Here is a 17,000-nt window from a genome sequence, read left to right as displayed (position 1 = left end):
ACATAATGTTAATACAGACAGATAATTGTTTTTTAAATATTAATTTTATTGTGTATTACCGGCGGAACACATTAAGTTCGCCGCCGATTTTATCCAGGTATCCATGATTGACCGTCTTCGCGTTTCCTACTGGCGCGCATATCCTGTAATGCTCCTGCTGGTGCTGCTTGGCACTATTGCCCCGGCATTTGCACAAAACGTCACTTTTACCGCCAGTAAGGAATCCGGCTGCGCGCCGCTCACCGTTTCATTCACCAACGGCTCAGACGCCGGAGCGCTCAGCTACAGCTGGGACTTTGGCAACGGCGGCAGCGGCACCACCACGCGTGACGCAGACAGGCTCTTTCTAGACCCCGGCTCATACACCGTTACATTGACGGTCACCTATCCCGGCGGGCCTAAAACCTTCAGCCGCACCATCACCGTACATGAAAACCCTGTTCCGGAATTTGCCGTGTCTGCCACCACCGGCTGCACCCCGCTGCAGGTGCAGTTCACAGACCAGTCTGCCCCCGGTTCAGGCACCATCAGCAGTGTGGTGTGGGACTTTGGGGACGGCCTCACCTCACAGGAGGCCAGCCCCGTACACACTTACAACATCGGTGGTTCCTTTTCCATTTCCACTATTGTGACCAACAGCTTCGGCTGCTCAAAGGGCCTTACCAAAACACGGCTCATCACGGTGGGAGAAACACCGCAGATAGACTTTACCGCCAATACCACCAGCAGTTGCTCCACGCCGCTGCCCGTCACTTTTTACAGCAGCGGCCCGGCAGGGCTTACTTATACATGGGATTTTGGAGACCCTGCCTCCGGCGCGGCCAATACATCTGCAGAACAGAACCCTTCCCATGAATACACACAGGAAGGGCGCTACACCGTAACGCTGGTGGCCCGCACGGCAGAAGGCTGTGAAGCAGTGGTTACCAAACAATCATACATCGTTATTGAAAAAACAAAGGCGGATTTCAATGTACTGGGCCCGGCCTGCGCAGGCTCCCTGGTTACGCTGGAAAACACCACCATGCCGCGGCCGCAACACTCCACCTGGACACTGCCGGATGGCAGTACTTCTTCTGCCACCAACGCCGTGTACATGTTCTCTGCACCGGGAGATTACGAGGTCACCTTGTATACCGGACTGCCCGGCTGTATGGAAACCGTTACAAAAACCGTTACCGTACACCAGCCGCCCGTAGCGGAGTTTAGCGCTTCGCCGCTCACCAGCTGCAGCGTTCCTTTCAGCACGCAGTTCAGCTCAGAATCCCAGGGCGCCACTGCCTGGCAGTGGACGTTCGGGGATGGCACCACTTCTGCGGCAGAATCTCCTTCACATACCTATCAGCAGTTCGGCAACTACGCGGTTACTCTGCGCGTCACAAACGCACAAGGCTGCGCCGCCGTGGTTAGCAAGCCGCAATACATACAGGTACCGGAGCCCAGCCTGCAAATAAACCGTTCTGCCCAGGAAGGCTGCCTGCCGCTGGATGTTTCCTTCAGCGCTTCCCTGCGCTCCGTAGGCACTATTACTTCCTGGCATTGGGATTTTGGTGACGGCACCACGTCTACCGAAGCCCAGCCCACACATACCTACACTACGCAAGGCCAGTTCATCATAAATTTAACCGCGGAGCTTGCCGGCGGCTGCCGCATTGTACGCCAGTCTATCGTTTCCGCCGGTGAAATTCCGGTGGTAGATTTTGACGCCAACCCGAAAACGCCCTGCGCCAATGAGCTGGTACGCTTCGAAAATCTCAGCCAGCCGCGCGGTACGGAGTGGTTATGGACGTTTCATGAAGACGGCGCTACTTCCACCCAGGAAAACCCTCAGCGGGAATTCAGGAATATTGGCCAGCACAGCGTAACGCTGATGGTCAACAATTACGGCTGCCGCCGCTCGCTCACCAAAACGGATTTCATTACCCTGAAGCCGCCGGTAGCCAACTTCGGCTTTACGCAAAGCTGTGCAGACCGGTACACGGTCACTTTCCGGGACGTGTCCAACTTTGGCCCGGTGCCGGGGCCGGAACACTGGCAGTGGAGCTTCGGGGATGGCGCCACTTCCACTGAGCAGCACCCCGTGCATGTATACGCCGCGCCCGGCCTGTATACCGTTCGGCTTACCGTCAACAATGAAAGCTGCGAGTCTAACTTCGAGAGACAAGTGCTGATCATAGACGAGAAACCTGTTGTGTACACAGACAAAGCCGCCATTTGCGCCGGTACGCCGGTAGTTGTGACCCGTGATGCCCTGAATGAGGCCAACATCCGCAACTGGTACTGGAACTGGGGTGATAACTCCTATTCCCCCAACCCCGGAGATGCCATCAATAAAACCTATACACAACCGGGCACGTACCAGATTACGCTGGAGATAACGGACCTGAACGGTTGCGTTAACACCTCCGCCCCCGTTACTGTACAGGTAAACGGCGCTATGGCAGACTTCTCTTTCAGCGGCCGCAATTGCCGTAACGACGAGATCACGTTCACAGATGCTTCCACCTCCACCCATGGCAACACCATTACAGGCTGGAGCTGGAACTTCGGGGACGGCACGCCTGTAGAAGCCGTCACTGTTCAGCCGCTGAGCCACAAACATGCCTTTGCCAACATAGGCACCTATAATGTGCAATTGCATGTAACAGACAACGCAGGTTGCGAAACTACCGTTACCAAACCGGTGCCTGTTACCGGTGTTACGGCAGATTTCCGCTCTGCCGGCCCCATTGCCTGCCTGGACCAGGAGATGCTGTTCAGCAACCTCTCCACCGGCGCCAACCTGCAATACGCCTGGAACTTCGGAGACAATACCACCAGCACGGAAGCGCATCCGCTCAAGCCATACAGCCAGCCGGGCCGTTACACGGTAGCGCTTACTGTAACCGGCGGTCCCGGTTGTACCGCCACCATGGTGAAAGACGCATACATTCACGTGCCTGACCCGCAAGCCAGGTTCAGCGTGCCTTCCAACCTGGCCGAGTGCCCGCCCGTGCTGGTGCAAACCACCAACCAGAGCACGGATTTTGTGCGCTCCGTATGGGATTTTGGTGATGGCAGCCGCTCCAGCGTGGAATCTCCCTCCCACGTATACAATATACCGGGTACTTACACCATCAGCCTGCAGGTATATTCAGAAGGGGATTGCATGAGCAGCGTATCAAAGTCCGTGAAGATAGACGGCCCTACCGGCACCAGCAACTGGACGCCGGAAAGCGGCTGCCTGCCGCTGGGCGCTACATTTACCGCCAGCTCTCCCAACGCGGTGAAATATATCTGGGACTTTGATAACGGCACCGTGCAAACCACCGCTACCAATACCGTTCAATATACCTACGGCGCCCAGGGCGTTTATACGCCGAGAGTGATACTGGAAGATGCGAAAGGTTGCCAGGTGCCTGCGCAAAGCTCCGGCCCCAACATTATTGTAGATGGCGTTAATGCCGCCTTTTCGGTAGATGACAGCCGCGCCTGCGATGCCGGGGAAGTATTCTTTACAGACCTGAGCACCGGCCTTTCCAAAGACCGCCTGGGCCAGCCGCATACCTTCCGGTGGGATTTCGGGTATGCCAGCCGTACAGATGATGTGAGCAACCAGCAAAACCCATCATTCCTCTACCAGGGCGTAGGCACATATACCGCGCGGGTGGAAGTGACCACTGCGTACGGGTGTACAGACGCAGCCACAGGCACCGTTACTGTAGAGGCTTTGCCGGAGGCGGTCATCAATCCCGTAGGGCCGGTATGTGAGGGAGATTCCATCCGCCTCTCCGGCCGCGAGAACAAAAACCTGCCGGGCACGCACTGGCAATGGGTGGTAGACGGGCAGCCTTACAACGGGCCGCATATTGCGCCCAGGCTGGCTTTCAGCAGCGCCGGCCTGCATGTGGTACAGCTGGTGATCACGAATGAAAACAACAAATGTCCCAATACCGCCACCGCCAACATCAGCGTAAACCCGCTGCCTTCGCTGAATGTAAGCCCGCGGCTGACCAACATCTGCCTGGGTCAGTCATTGCAGTTACAGTCCAACGCAGGGAATGCGCAGGTGAGCTGGACAGACTATAACATTTCCAACGCAAGCGCCGCCAATCCAACCGTAAGTCCGGAGCGTGATACGGTTTACCGCGTGCAGGCCATCAACCAGTTTGGCTGCATCAGGCAGGATGCTGCCAGGGTTACCGTTTCCCAGCCCTTCACCGTACGCGCGGCAGACGCGGTGATGTGCAGCGGCAGGCCCACACAGCTGCACGCCAGCGGCGCCGTTTCCTACAGGTGGCTGCCCGCCACGGGGCTCAGCCGGGCAGACGTGGCCAGTCCGCTGGCGTCTCCGGCTACCACTACACAATACCGGGTGGTGGGTTACGGCAGAGACAATTGTTTTACCGACACGGCCAGTGTTTTGCTCACCGTCAACCCCAGTCCCGATATACGCGCCACACCCATAGAAGTGGCCGCAGGCACTTCGGTGCCGCTGCATGTGCAAGGCGGCGCTGATGTTACACAATGGAGCTGGTATCCCAACCAGTGGATATCCTGCGCAGACTGTCCTGCCCCGGTAGTAACGCCCAAAGGTGACGTTACTTACAACATCACGGCCACCAACAGCTACGGCTGCCAAACCATAGCGCTGCTGCCTGTCAAGCTGGTATGCCCCGGCAGTACGGCCTTTATACCCAACAGCTTCAGCCCTAACGGAGACGGGCAGAACGATGTGTTTTACGTACGGGGCGGGGGTATCAGCGCCATCAAATCATTCAAGATCTTTAACCGCTGGGGACAGCTGATGTTTGAGCGGGTGAATTGTAATACGGACGATGTTTCCTGCGGATGGGACGGCCGCTTCAACGGCAAGCTGCTGCCGCCGGACGTGTACATCTATTTTGCGGAGCTTACCTGCGACACCAATGAACCATTGCTGCTCAAGGGAAATGTGACGCTTTTACGCTAATATCCAAATAATATTATAAATTTGTATAATTCATAACTATCCATATCCTGTGAAAAGATGACACCTGCCAAGAAAAACCAGTTTTACCGAAGATGGCTGATATGGTGCATGGCCATGTCACCGGGGGCCCTGAAGGCCCAGCAGGCGGCATTTACCTATACCGCGGCGCCGGTAACCCTTTGCGGGCCGGCCACCTTCACCTTTCAGCAAACCAGTACAGGCACTCCCCTGAGCGTAGTATGGGATTTCGGGAACGGCCGTACTTCCAGGGAACAGCGGCCGGTGATCACGTTCACCAATCCCGGCCCGGTGTCTGTAACGCTGACGGCATATTACAGCAGCGGTACCAGCAGCGCCACGCAAAGTTTTACGATATACGGCGCGCCGGCGGCAGATTTTTCGGCAGACCGGCAGATAGCCTGCGGCCCCTATACGGCCTCTTTCACAGACCTTACGCCCGGCGGGCAGCAGCGCACCTGGGATTTTGGCGACGGCTCCGCGCCCGTTACCACCAGCCAGGCCACCGTTACGCACCAGTACAGCCGCACGGATACTTTCGATGTAAAGCTCACCGTTACCAACGCCAACGGGTGTACGAACACGGTGGTCAAAAAAGATTTTATTGCCATTGCCGCTCCGCAGATTACCGTGAGCGGCAGTGCCCTGGAGGGCTGTGCACCTTTCCAGGCGGGGCTTACAGCACAGGTTACCACCGTCAACAATGACCCCGTAACGGCCTATAACTGGATATTTGGTGACGGGCAAAGCGGCAGCGCCGCCGTGCCCTCTATACAGCATACCTACAGCAACACGGGCACCTACAACGTCAGCCTGTCTGTTACCACACAGCAGGGCTGCACCGCGCTGAAGAACTTTCCGCAACTGGTACGCGCCGGCACAGCGCCGCAGCAGGTCAGCTTTACCGCTACCCGGCCCGATGACTGCGCAGGCACCAGCACCCGCCTGCTGGCATCCGCTACCAACGCCACCCGCTACCGATGGAACTTTGGGGACGGGCAAACCTATGAAGGGCCCGAGAACGATGTGAACCACACCTTTCGTACAACCGGCAACGTTACTGTGCAAATGAGCGCCGGCTCCAACGGGTGTTATACCGCCGCCACGCCTGTAACGCTGGCCAGCAGCGGGCCCGTGGCAGATTTCAGCTTCATCCGCCGTTGCGACAATAAAAATGCCTACACCTTTACCAACACGTCCGCGGGAGCGCCGGGAGATACTTATGAGTGGTATTTTGACGACAATACACCAATAGATAACAGCATGCACCCTACGCATGTATTCACCCAGCCGGGCACCTACAACGTACGCCTGGTAGCCCGCAATGCGGCGCAGTCCTGTATGAGCACAGTTTTCAAAACCGTGCAGGTGTTCAACGCAGACTTCCACACCGGCGTGGGCACCGTATGCCGCAACAGCGAAGTGCCTTACGGTGTGGTGCATGTGCCGCATACCCTGGTAGATACTTACAGCTGGCGCTTCGGAGACGGCAGCGTGCTCAATACAACGGAGGTGGACATACGAAAAACGATGCCCTCAGCCGGTGTTTTCACCGACATGCTGGTGATCTTTTATAAAGATCCGGCTTATTGTAATGACACCGTGGTGAAGCAGCAGCACCTCAGCGTGATTGCCCCCGCAGCGTACTTTACGCTGGCCACCAGCGCCTGCGAAGGGCAGCCAGTGAAGTTTGAGGATGCTTCCAGCCCTTCTCCCAATATTCCGCTTACCAACTGGCAGTGGGATTTCGGCAATGGCGCCACCTCTTCCGCGGAAACCCCGCCGCCCGTACAGTTCAAGGCCAGCGGGCAATACCCGGTGAAGCTGGTAGTGAAGGACGCGCGCAACTGCATGGACTCTATTACCCTGCAAACGCCCGTACACGCCAGCCCCATTGTACATGCCTTAACACCGCAGGCCAAACTTTGCGAAGGCAATAGCGTAACCCTGCAAGGCATCAGCAACGCCCCGCTGCAATGGCAGCCGGCTTACCAGCTGGGTTGCGGCAACTGCCCCAGCCCCGCAGCAACACCGCTGAAAGACACAGCCTATATTGCCACGGCCATTACCGCCAACGGCTGCACGGCCAGTGACACGGTGGCGCTCAAGGTAGTGCCGGCCGTAACGCTTGCTGTAAGCCCTGACACTGCCATTTGCCGCGGCATGAGCGCGCAGCTGCGGGCAGACGGCGCCGCGTTCTATGCCTGGACGCCCGCCGGCACAAGCGGCGCCGGCACATCCAGGCACGTGGTAGCGCCCACAGACAATACTACCTACACGGTAACAGCAGGCAACGATCCCGCCTGCCCCTCCGCCTCCGCGCAAGTCAACATCACCGTGAAACCTGTGCCCACTGTGAATGCAGGGCCAGACCAGGTGATTGCCGCGGGCAGCCTGCTGTATCTTAAAGGCGCCTACAGCGCGGATGTAGTGAATGCGGAGTGGAAGCCCAACACCTACCTGGATTGCCCCTCCTGCCTGGAAACAGTGGCAGCGCCGCGGCAGTCTATGGACTATGCGCTGGAAGTGACCAACACTGCGGGCTGCAAGGCATCTGATGTGATGAACGTAACACTAGTGTGTGACCAGGGGCAGATATTTCTGCCCGGCGGCTTCTCCCCCAACGGAGATGGCGAGAACGACATTTTTTACCCCCGCGGCAAGGGCGTGCGGCAGGTAGTTTCCTTACGCATTTTCAACCGGCTGGGGCAGGAAGTGTTCCGCCGGGAGAACTTTAATATAGACGATATCAGCCAGGGATGGAACGGGGCCGTGAACGGCCGCGAAGCGGGCACCGGCGTGTATGTATGGCTATTTGACGCCATCTGCGACACCGGCGAGCGCTTTCAGCTGAAAGGGAATGTGACTTTATTACGATAACAAAAAAAACGCACAAGCATGAAAAGGCTGTGGAAAAGCGCCATACTGCTGGCAATGGGGCTGCAGGCCGGGGCGCAGGACATACATCTCTCGCAGTTCGCGGAAACGCCCATATTGCGTAATCCCGCGCTGATAGGGATCTTCAAGGGCGACGTGCGGCTGCAGGCAGTATACCGCAACCAGTGGAACAGCGTGACCGTTCCTTACCAGACGGGCACTATGAGCGGGGAAATGAAATTTCCCATCGGGAACTATAATGACCACATCACCGCAGGGCTGCAGCTGTCTTATGACAAGGCGGGCACCTCCGCCCTGCAGTCTGTTCAGATACTGCCGGCCGTCAACTACCACAAATCTCTCAGCGAAGATAAAAACAGCTTCCTGTCTGTAGGGTTCATGGGCGGCATGGTACAGCGCCAGTTTGACCCTACCCACCTCACCTTCAACAACCAGTATACAGGCGGGCGGTTTGACCCTTTTGCCCCCACCGGGGAAGAAGGGCGCCTGGCCAGGATAGGGTACCGCTACTGGGATGTAGGCGCGGGCATCAGCTACAACGGGGTGATCGGTGAAGCCACAAACTACTTTCTGGGCGCGGCCTACTATCACTTCAACCGGCCCTCTGTTTCGTTCTATGGTGACGACAAGGTGACGCTGGACCCCAAGATAAGCTTCAACCTGGGCATTACCATTCCCGTATCTGAACGGGTGAAGATAGTGGCGCATTACAACCAGATGCACCAGGGCGCGTATACAGAGTTTATTGGCGGCGGGCTGGTAGGCTACGGGCTGATGGACCAGGGCCTGGAATCTGACCGGGGCGTGTACGGAGGCGTTTTTTACCGCTGGAACGATGCGCTTGTGCCGGTGGTGCGGCTGGACATGGGAGCATACGAAATTGGCGTGAGCTATGATGTGAATATGTCAAAACTGCGGACTGCCAGTCAGAACATGGGCGGGTTTGAAGTTTCCATGGTTTTCAAGAACTTCCTGAACAGCCGGAACACCACGCTTAACAGCGTAACATGCCCCTCATTCTGAACGGGATAGTTAAAAAGCGTTAAAATTTTGAAAAAAAGCCTTTCCGGGATTTACTTTTTGGCGCGTGGTTTGTTATATTTACAAGGAACTAAATCAGGAAAGATTTGAGTAATATTTAAAAAAATTATTATCTTTGAATACTATGTTCAAAAACTCTACTCTCATTTTATTTTTACTGCTCTGTACCTTCGCCCTGCCGGCATGGTCTCAAAGCAAACCTACTTCTACCGAGCAGGAGAGTGTTGTCAAGATCGTGAAAGCCTATCCGAACCCCGCCTCCACAAAGATTTATTTCGAAATTCAGCGTAATAACGACAAGATATACGAGATTATTGTTTTCAACTTCCTGGGAAAAAAAGTAGACCACCTCAAGAACGTGAGCGTGAAAAAGGAACTGAACCTGGAAAATTACTACAGTGGCCTGTATATTTTCCAGCTGAGGGAAGTGAACGGAACCCTGGTGGAATCGGGAAAATTTAATGTTGTAAAATAAAAACTGCTTCAAGCTATATAGAAAAGGGTATTTCCGGATCGGAGATACCCTTTTTTTATGCTTTAGGATAAAACGCGGTCACAAGGGGGTAATCCAGGTAGGAACTACATCTAACCTAGGTAGAAACTACATCCAACCTATATATAGCCTTGGTACAGTCTGCATATAGTCTGCCTCTGATCTACGTCGATCTAGGTGGGTCTTGTCCTGATATAGGTTTACACCTTTAGTCAGAAAATACTGATATTGGTTTACAATGCTCAAAACTAATCCTGATTACTGCACCTCCACTATCAGGAACTTCAGGTAAGTGGTGTTCTCGATGTTCCAGAGTATGGGGTGGTCTTGCGCCTGCGTCATGAAGGTGACCTGTCGCAGCTTTTTGCGGGCGTCTTTGGCCGCCATATCTATGATTTCCAGGAACATAGAGGGGTTTACCAGGTTGGTGCAGCTGGCGGTAACAAGGAAACCGCCGGGCTTCAGCAGTTTCATGCCCCGGAGATTGATCTCCTTGTACCCTGTAATAGCCTTCTGGATGTTTTCCCGGCTTTTGGTAAAGGCCGGCGGGTCCAGTATCACCACGTCAAACTTCCGTTCTTCCTTTGTCCACTGCTTCAGCTGGTCAAAGGCGTTAACGGCCTGGAAATGGCAAACGTCCTGCAGGTTGTTCAGCTCCGCGTTGCGGCGGGCCGTGGCCACGGCATGCTCCGAAATATCCAGCCCCAGCACGCTTTTGGCGCCGTAGTAGCCGGCGTGGCAGGAGAAAGTGCCGGTATAGCAGAAGGCCTCCAGCACATCCGCGCCTTTTACAATATGCTGAATGGCCCGGCGGTTGTCCTGCTGGTCCAGGAAATACCCCGTTTTCTGGCCGTTTTCAATATCTACATGGAACTTGAGCCCGTTCTCGTTCAGGATGATATTGGTGTCAAACGGGGCGCTTAAAAAACCCTTCTGTTGCGGCAGGCCTTCCAGCTCGCGGACCGGCACGTCATTCCGCTCATAAATGCCCTTGGGTTTGAAAATCTGCTGCAGCGCCGCTACGATGGCCGGTTTCCACTTATCCATGCCCAGCGCCAGCGTCTGTATCACCAGGTAATCATTGAATTTGTCGATAATAAGGGCCGGCAGCTCGTCTGCCTCACCAAAAACCAGGCGGCAGTTTTCCACATAGCCGATCTTTTTACGGTAATCCCAGGCTTTTTGCAGCCGGTGCAGGAAAAAACCGTCGTTGATCTGCTCCTGCCGGTTGCGGGTGAGCAGCCGTACCAGTATTTGTGACTGGGGGTTAATGTACCCTCTTCCCACAAACACGCCGTTGTGCGTGAAAACGTCCACAATATCCCCCGGGGTTACCTCCCCTTCCACCTGGCCTACTTCATTGCCGAATATCCAGGGATGCCCCAGCAGTACCCTGTTTTGTATCTTTTTCTTGAGAAAAACCTTTGTCATGCCCCGCAAAGATAAATGACGGCGCAGGAATTCCGCACGGCCCCTGCCAAATTGTCCCCTCCGCCCCTATTGGCAAAATAATTGCCAGTTGTACTTTTGAAGATAATTATACCATCATGACAGAAAAAGACAAAGAAATGCAGGCAAATGGGCAGCCCGACCCCAACGAGATTGACATTAATTCCGATGAGAACCAGAGCGGCTCCACCCATTTGAATGACGCCGTGCAGGATGAGGGTGCACTGGAGAAAGCACAGGCAGAACTGGAGGAACTGAAGAAAAAGTACCTGCTGCTGAATGCTGACTTCGATAATTATAAGAAAAGAAATGCCCGTGAACGTATCGAACTGATCGGCACGGCCAACCGGGAAGTGGTAACCGCCCTGCTGGAAGTGCTGGACGATGCGGACAGGGCTACCCAGCAATTGGAGAAAACGGAAGGCAACGAAGCGGTGAAAGACGGCGTGTTGCTTGTTTTCAATAAATTACGCAATATTTTGTACAGCAAAGGGCTGAAACCCATGGAAAGCCTTCATCAGGAGTTTGATGCCGACCTCCATGAGGCCATTACGGAAATTCCCGCACCTACGGAAGATTTGCAAGGTAAAGTGGTGGATGAGCTGCAAAAAGGCTACTACCTGAACGACAAGATTATTCGCCATGCCCGCGTTGTGGTGGGAAAATAACCATGGCACTATAAATATGTGATAACCGGCCCGCTCCGTTGGAGTGGGCTATTCAAGTGTAAAAGATGTCCACCAAACGAGATTTTTACGAAATACTGGGTGTGAGCAAATCATCCTCACAGGACGAGATCAAGAAGGCGTACCGGAAGGTGGCCATGCAATACCACCCTGACCGTAACCCCGGCAACAAGGAGGCGGAGGAAAAATTCAAGGAAGCCGCCGAAGCCTATGAAGTACTGAGCGACCCCGACAAACGCGCACAATATGACCGCTTTGGCCATGCCGGCATGGGTAACCGCGGGTTTGGCGGCAGCGGCCATATGAACATGGACGATATTTTCTCCAACTTCGGGGACATTTTCGGGGAAGACATTTTCGGCAGCTTCTTCGGCGGCGGCCGCGGTGGTGGCGGCGGGGCCCGCAGAGGCAGGGGCACGCGCGGCAGCAACCTGCGGGTGAAAATCAAGCTGAACTATGAAGAGATAGCCAAAGGCGCCAATAAAAAGATCAAGGTAAAAAAACACGTTACCTGTACTACCTGTAACGGCCTGGGAGCAAAAGACAAAAATGCTTTCCAGACCTGTACCACCTGCCAGGGCTCCGGCCAGGTGCGCAAGGTAACGCAAACCTTCCTGGGCCAAATGCAGACGGTGACCACCTGCCCTACCTGTAACGGAGAAGGCCAGATCATCACCAACAAATGTACCTCCTGCAAGGGAGAAGGCCGGCAGTACGGGGAAGAAACAGTATCTATAGACATTCCGGCGGGCGTAATGGAAGGCATGCAGCTCAGCATGAGCGGCAAAGGCAACGCCGGCGAAAGAGGCGGCGCTCCCGGGGATTTGCTCATACTGATAGAAGAAGAACCGCATCCGGAGCTGCAGCGTGACGGCCTGAACGTGGCCTATGACCTGCACATTTCCTTCCCTGACGCCGCTTTCGGCGTAAGCCTGGAAGTGCCCACCATAGACGGCAAGGCAAAAATAAAAGTGCCGGCCGGTACGCAGAGCGGCAAAATATTCCGCCTCAAAGGCAAGGGCTTTCCCTCTGTGAACAGCTATGAAAAAGGAGACCAGCTGATACACGTAAACGTGTGGACGCCGCAAACGCTCACCTCCGAAGAAAGGAACCTGCTGGAAAAACTGCAGGAGTCCGGCAACTTTAAACCCAACCCTGAAAAGAGCGATAAAGGCTTCTTTGAAAAGGTGAAGGATATTTTCAGCTGAGACGGCCACCAAAAATATTGCAGACTGCTTCATACCCATGGAGCAGTTTTTTTATGCCCGCCTATTTCCCCATCTTTGCAGCCATGTCAGACAAATTCCAGATGTTCGAAAACCGCCTGTCCAAAGTGTACCGGCACCTGAGCAAAACCGCCAGGCGCCAGGGTATTACCTGTTTCAGGATATACGACCGTGACCTGCCTGAATTTCCGCTGATCATAGAGCTGTACGAAGACCATGTTTATGTAGCCGAATACCGCAGCCAGCATGGCATGGACGATGAGGCGTATGACGAGTGGCTGCAGCAAAGCCTGGCCGTTACCGCCAAAGTGCTGGAGGTACCGGAAAGCCGTCTTTACCTGCGCACCCGCCAGCGCAAGCAGAGCCGCCAGGGCCAGTATGAAAAGCTGGATTTCAGCAAGGAAGAATTTGTAGTGCAGGAAGGCGGCCTGCGGTTCAAAGTGAACCTGTCTGATTACCTTGACAGCGGCCTGTTCCTTGACCACCGCATTACGCGGCAAATGGTGCGGGAAGAAGCGCGGGACAAAAAGGTGCTGAACCTCTTCTGTTATACCGGCTCCTTCTCCGTATATGCGGCGGCGGGAGGGGCGGCTTCCGTCACGTCTGTAGACCTGTCCAAAACCTACCTGCAATGGGCGGAAGACAATATGCGGCTCAATAACCTGTTTGACCCCGCCAAACACCAGTACGTGCATGCAGACGTACTGCAATACCTCGATGAGCTGAAGCTGAATACCTATGACCTGGTAGTGCTTGACCCTCCCACTTTCTCCAACAGCAAACGCATGAAAGACTTTCTTGACATTCAGCGGGACCATGCAGACATCATCAACAAGGTGATGCTGGCCATGAAGCCCGGCGGCGTGCTGTATTTCAGCAACAACCTGCGCAAGTTTGAGCTGGATGAGGCCGCCATTACCGCCAGCACTGTGAAGAACATCGCCAAACAAACAGAACCGTTCGATTTCCAGGGCAAGCTGTTGAGGCATTGTTTCAGGATGATCAAATAAATAATCCGGGATTTTCCTATTTTTCGCCCATGCTGGCAGCATTCGTTATCCTCTATTTACTGCTCACCATCCTGGTGGGGCGCTGGGCCGCCCTGAAGGTCAAAACCGCCAATGACTTTGTGGTGGCGGGCCGCAGCCTGCCGTTGGGCATCAGTACCTGCGTGATCTTTGCTACCTGGTTTGGCTCCGAGACCATGCTGGGCGCCACCAGCGAGTTTGCCCAACACGGGCTCACAGGCGTAATGGAAGACCCTTTTGGCGCCTCCCTGTGTTTGCTGCTGGTAGGCCTCTTCTATGCCCGCAAGCTGTACCGCAGCAACCTGCTCACCTTCTGCGATTTCTTCAAAGTGCGCTTCGGTAAAAAGGCCGAACTGATATCGGCGCTGCTGATGATACCCTCCTATTTTGGCTGGATAGCCGCGCAGATAGTGGCCATGGGCATTGTAGTGAACACGGTGATGGGCATAGATACCACCGTGGCCATGGTAGCCAGCGGCATTATTGTAATGGGCTACACGTATATGGGCGGCATGTGGTCTGTGTCTGTAACAGATTTTATACAGACCATCATGATCATCATCGGCATACTGATCATCACTTATATAGTGGTAGATAAGGCCGGCGGACTGACCACGGTAATTGCCAACGCCCCGGCCGGCACTTTCCGTTTCTTTCCTGAAAGCGGCTGGAATAACTGGCTGCATTACCTGGCCGCCTGGTTTACCATTGGCCTGGGCTCCATTCCCCAGCAGGATGTATTTCAACGGCTCATGAGCAGCAAAAGCGAAAGGGTAGCGCAGCATTCCTCTTACCTGGGCGCGCTCATGTACCTTGTAATTGGCTGCCTGCCGCTGCTGATCGTACTGTGCGCGCAGCAACTGTACCCTGAGCTGGCAGCGGGCGATACAGAGAAGATCCTGCCCAATATGGTGCTGCAGCACGGCAACCTGTTCATCCAGATCCTTTTCTTTGGAGCGCTGCTCTCCGCCGTGATGAGCACCACCAGCGGCGCCATACTGGCCCCCGCCACCGTGCTGGGCGAAAACATTGTGCGCCCCTTTTTCAAAGATATTTCAGATAAAAAATTCCTGCTGGTGATCAGGCTGTCTGTAGTAGCGGTATCGGCCATTTCTATGGTGATGGCGCTGGGCAGCCAGGATATTTATGAGCTGGTAGCCTCCTCTTCCGTGCTCAGCCTGGTATCGCTATTTGTGCCGCTTACGGCGGGGCTGTACTGGAAACGCTCCAATGAGGCCGGGGCCATCCTGTCTATCCTATTGGGAACAGCGGGTTATGCGGTGGCGGAATGGCAAGGGACCGAAACGCCTTCCCTTTTTGTGGGGCTGCTGAGCAGTATTGGCGGTATGCTGCTGGGCGCCTTCCTGGTACGGCCCAAGACGCAGCAGGTTATTTGAGCCAGCTATTGTTCTTTTTCACCAGTTTGATCAGCTTCAGGAACTCGGCGCGGTAACCGCCAGCATCTTTCCCCATAGAGCGTTTAGCCATATCTGTTACCATGCCTATGCTGCCTGTTCCCTTGTAGGAAGACTTGCGCAGCAGCAGGCCGAATAAGGCCACAGAGGCGGCAAAACGGCAATCGTCAGGAGCGGCTTTGAAACTTTGCTGCCGGCCCTGTATGGCTTTTTGCTGGAAGTGGATAGCAGTGTCCGGCGGGCTGCGGTACCAGATCTTCACATCTGCCAGCGCGGTTTCCGGGTCTGGCGTGGCGGGCACTACTTCGTACAGGGCTACCACACAGTTGCCCGAGCCTACAATGCCGCCTTCTATATGGTCTCCGTTACTGTTGTCTTCTTTCAATACTTTGTTCTCATACCCTATGAGGCGGTAAGAGCTGACCCTGGCCGGGTTGAAGTCTACCTGCGCCCGCACGTCTTTGGCTATGGTGAAAAGCGTGCTGCCAAACTCCCGGGCAAACACCTTGTTGGCCTCCTCCAGGTCATCTATGTAAGCAAAATTGCCGTTGCCTTTGGCCGCCAGTGTTTCCAGCTTTGAGTCTTTATAGTCTTTCATGCCAAAGCCCAGGCAGGTGAGCAGCACGCCGCTTTCCCTTTTGCGGAGAATGAGGTCTTCCATATCCTGGTCACTGGTTTGGCCCACGTTAAAATCTCCGTCAGTGGCCATTATTACGCGGTTGTTGCCTTCAGGGATGAAGTTTTCTTCCGCCAGCTGGTAGGCCATGTTGATGGCGGCTTCTCCCGCGGTGGCGCCGCCGGCGCTGAGGTAATCTATGGCGTTGAGTATTTTCTGTTTCTGGCTGCCCATGGTGCAGGGCAATACAATACCCGGCGCGCCGGCATAGGCTACAATAGACACCCTGTCTTTCGGGCGCAGGTTGTTTACCAGCACCCTGAAGGCGGCCTGCAGCAGCGGCAGTTTGTTGGGCGTGCCCATGGAGCCGGAAATATCTATGAGGAACACCAGGTTGCTGGCGGGCAGGCTGTCTATATCCACCTGTTTGGCCCGCACGGCAATCTGCAGCAGGTTGTGCTCAGGGTTCCACGGGCATTCCGTATAGTGGGAGTAAATGGCAAACACGCTGTCGTTATGCGGGAGGGGATAACTGTAGTGAAAGTAGTTCACCAGCTCTTCAATGCGTACGGCATCTACCGGTATAGGTTCCTTCAGCTTTATAAAACGGCGCATGTTGCTGTAGGCCGCCCGGTCTACGTCCATAGCAAAGGAAGAGGTGCTGCTCTTTTTGCTGTCTACAAACTTGTTCTCATAAATTTTGCCGTAGGTCTCATCAAAAAAGGAGGCAATGCCGGTGCCCATGCCCACATTGCCGTAATTGGGATTGGTGCTGTGCGCCATTCTTGCCTTTGCCTTGGCACTGGCAATATCATTTTTTTGTACCGTTTCTCCCGTGGGAGCCAGCTCTATAAGCATACGGTCATGATGGTTGAGGGCAATCGTTTTTCTGCTGTAACCGGGGTGCTCAAAAACCAGGTGAGTGCTGCCAACGGGCAGATCTATACGAAACAGGCCATACTGATTAGTCTTGACGTACACCGTATCTCCCGGGATACTGATCTTTACGCCCTTAATGGGCTGACGGGTTACACTGTCCTGCACGGCGCCGGTAACCCAGCCTCTCTGTTGTGCCCCTGCCATCATGGCCCATCCTATGCAAATGAGCAGCATGAAGACCTTATGCATCGTGATTTATTTACATACAACGACACATAAAATTAAGGAAATATTTAATTA

Annotated in this window: 10 protein-coding genes; 8 read left to right on the top strand and 2 right to left on the bottom strand. The window is 54.7% G+C overall.

The window, feature by feature from the left end:
• Positions 1–103: 103 nt before the first annotated feature.
• From ABDW36_RS18485 to ABDW36_RS18470, 4 genes are all read left to right on the top strand, one after another.
• Positions 104–4,951, top strand: coding sequence for a PKD domain-containing protein (locus ABDW36_RS18485; protein ID WP_343703411.1), 4,848 nt, complete (start codon positions 104–106; stop codon positions 4,949–4,951).
• A 57-nt stretch (positions 4,952–5,008) separates the two neighbouring features.
• Positions 5,009–7,849 (top strand): PKD domain-containing protein, encoded by a 2,841-nt coding sequence (locus tag ABDW36_RS18480; RefSeq protein WP_343703410.1) that lies wholly within the window; start codon positions 5,009–5,011, stop codon positions 7,847–7,849.
• Positions 7,850–7,867: 18 nt separating this feature from the next.
• A complete protein-coding gene (locus tag ABDW36_RS18475; protein ID WP_343703409.1) occupies positions 7,868–8,890 on the top strand; it encodes a PorP/SprF family type IX secretion system membrane protein in 1,023 nt (340 codons plus the stop codon).
• 142 nt (positions 8,891–9,032) lie between these two features.
• Positions 9,033–9,383: a T9SS type A sorting domain-containing protein gene (locus tag ABDW36_RS18470; protein ID WP_343703572.1), complete on the top strand. Its 351-nt coding sequence runs from the start codon at positions 9,033–9,035 to the stop codon at positions 9,381–9,383.
• A gap of 276 nt (positions 9,384–9,659) precedes the next feature.
• Here the strand turns inward: ABDW36_RS18470 and ABDW36_RS18465 are convergent, their stop codons facing one another.
• Complete coding sequence (locus ABDW36_RS18465; protein WP_343703408.1) at positions 9,660–10,832, bottom strand: class I SAM-dependent rRNA methyltransferase; 1,173 nt, start codon at positions 10,830–10,832, stop codon at positions 9,660–9,662.
• Between the two features lie 116 nt (positions 10,833–10,948).
• Between ABDW36_RS18465 and ABDW36_RS18460 the strand changes: the two genes are divergently transcribed.
• The 4 genes from ABDW36_RS18460 (at position 10,949) to ABDW36_RS18445 (ending at position 15,187) form a co-directional block, all read left to right on the top strand.
• Positions 10,949–11,518 carry a nucleotide exchange factor GrpE gene (locus tag ABDW36_RS18460; protein ID WP_343703407.1) on the top strand — a complete coding sequence of 190 codons (570 nt, stop codon included), beginning with the start codon at positions 10,949–10,951 and terminating at the stop codon, positions 11,516–11,518.
• Between the two features lie 65 nt (positions 11,519–11,583).
• Positions 11,584–12,744 (top strand): molecular chaperone DnaJ, encoded by a 1,161-nt coding sequence (gene dnaJ / locus ABDW36_RS18455; protein WP_343703406.1) that lies wholly within the window; start codon positions 11,584–11,586, stop codon positions 12,742–12,744.
• An 83-nt stretch (positions 12,745–12,827) separates the two neighbouring features.
• Positions 12,828–13,772: a class I SAM-dependent methyltransferase gene (locus tag ABDW36_RS18450; RefSeq protein ID WP_343703405.1), complete on the top strand. Its 945-nt coding sequence runs from the start codon at positions 12,828–12,830 to the stop codon at positions 13,770–13,772.
• A gap of 29 nt (positions 13,773–13,801) precedes the next feature.
• Complete coding sequence (locus ABDW36_RS18445) at positions 13,802–15,187, top strand: sodium:solute symporter family protein (RefSeq protein WP_343703404.1); 1,386 nt, start codon at positions 13,802–13,804, stop codon at positions 15,185–15,187.
• On the opposite strand, the gene ABDW36_RS18440 is transcribed toward ABDW36_RS18445, so the two are convergent.
• A complete protein-coding gene (locus ABDW36_RS18440) occupies positions 15,180–16,949 on the bottom strand; it encodes a von Willebrand factor type A domain-containing protein (protein WP_343703403.1) in 1,770 nt (589 codons plus the stop codon). The two genes, ABDW36_RS18445 and ABDW36_RS18440, sit on opposite strands and share 8 nt — an antisense overlap.
• Positions 16,950–17,000: the final 51 nt, after the last annotated feature.

Source organism: Chitinophaga sp., from assembly GCF_039596455.1.
In the GTDB taxonomy this organism is placed as follows: domain Bacteria; phylum Bacteroidota; class Bacteroidia; order Chitinophagales; family Chitinophagaceae; genus Chitinophaga.
This window is presented reverse-complemented; position numbering and strand designations above follow the sequence as displayed.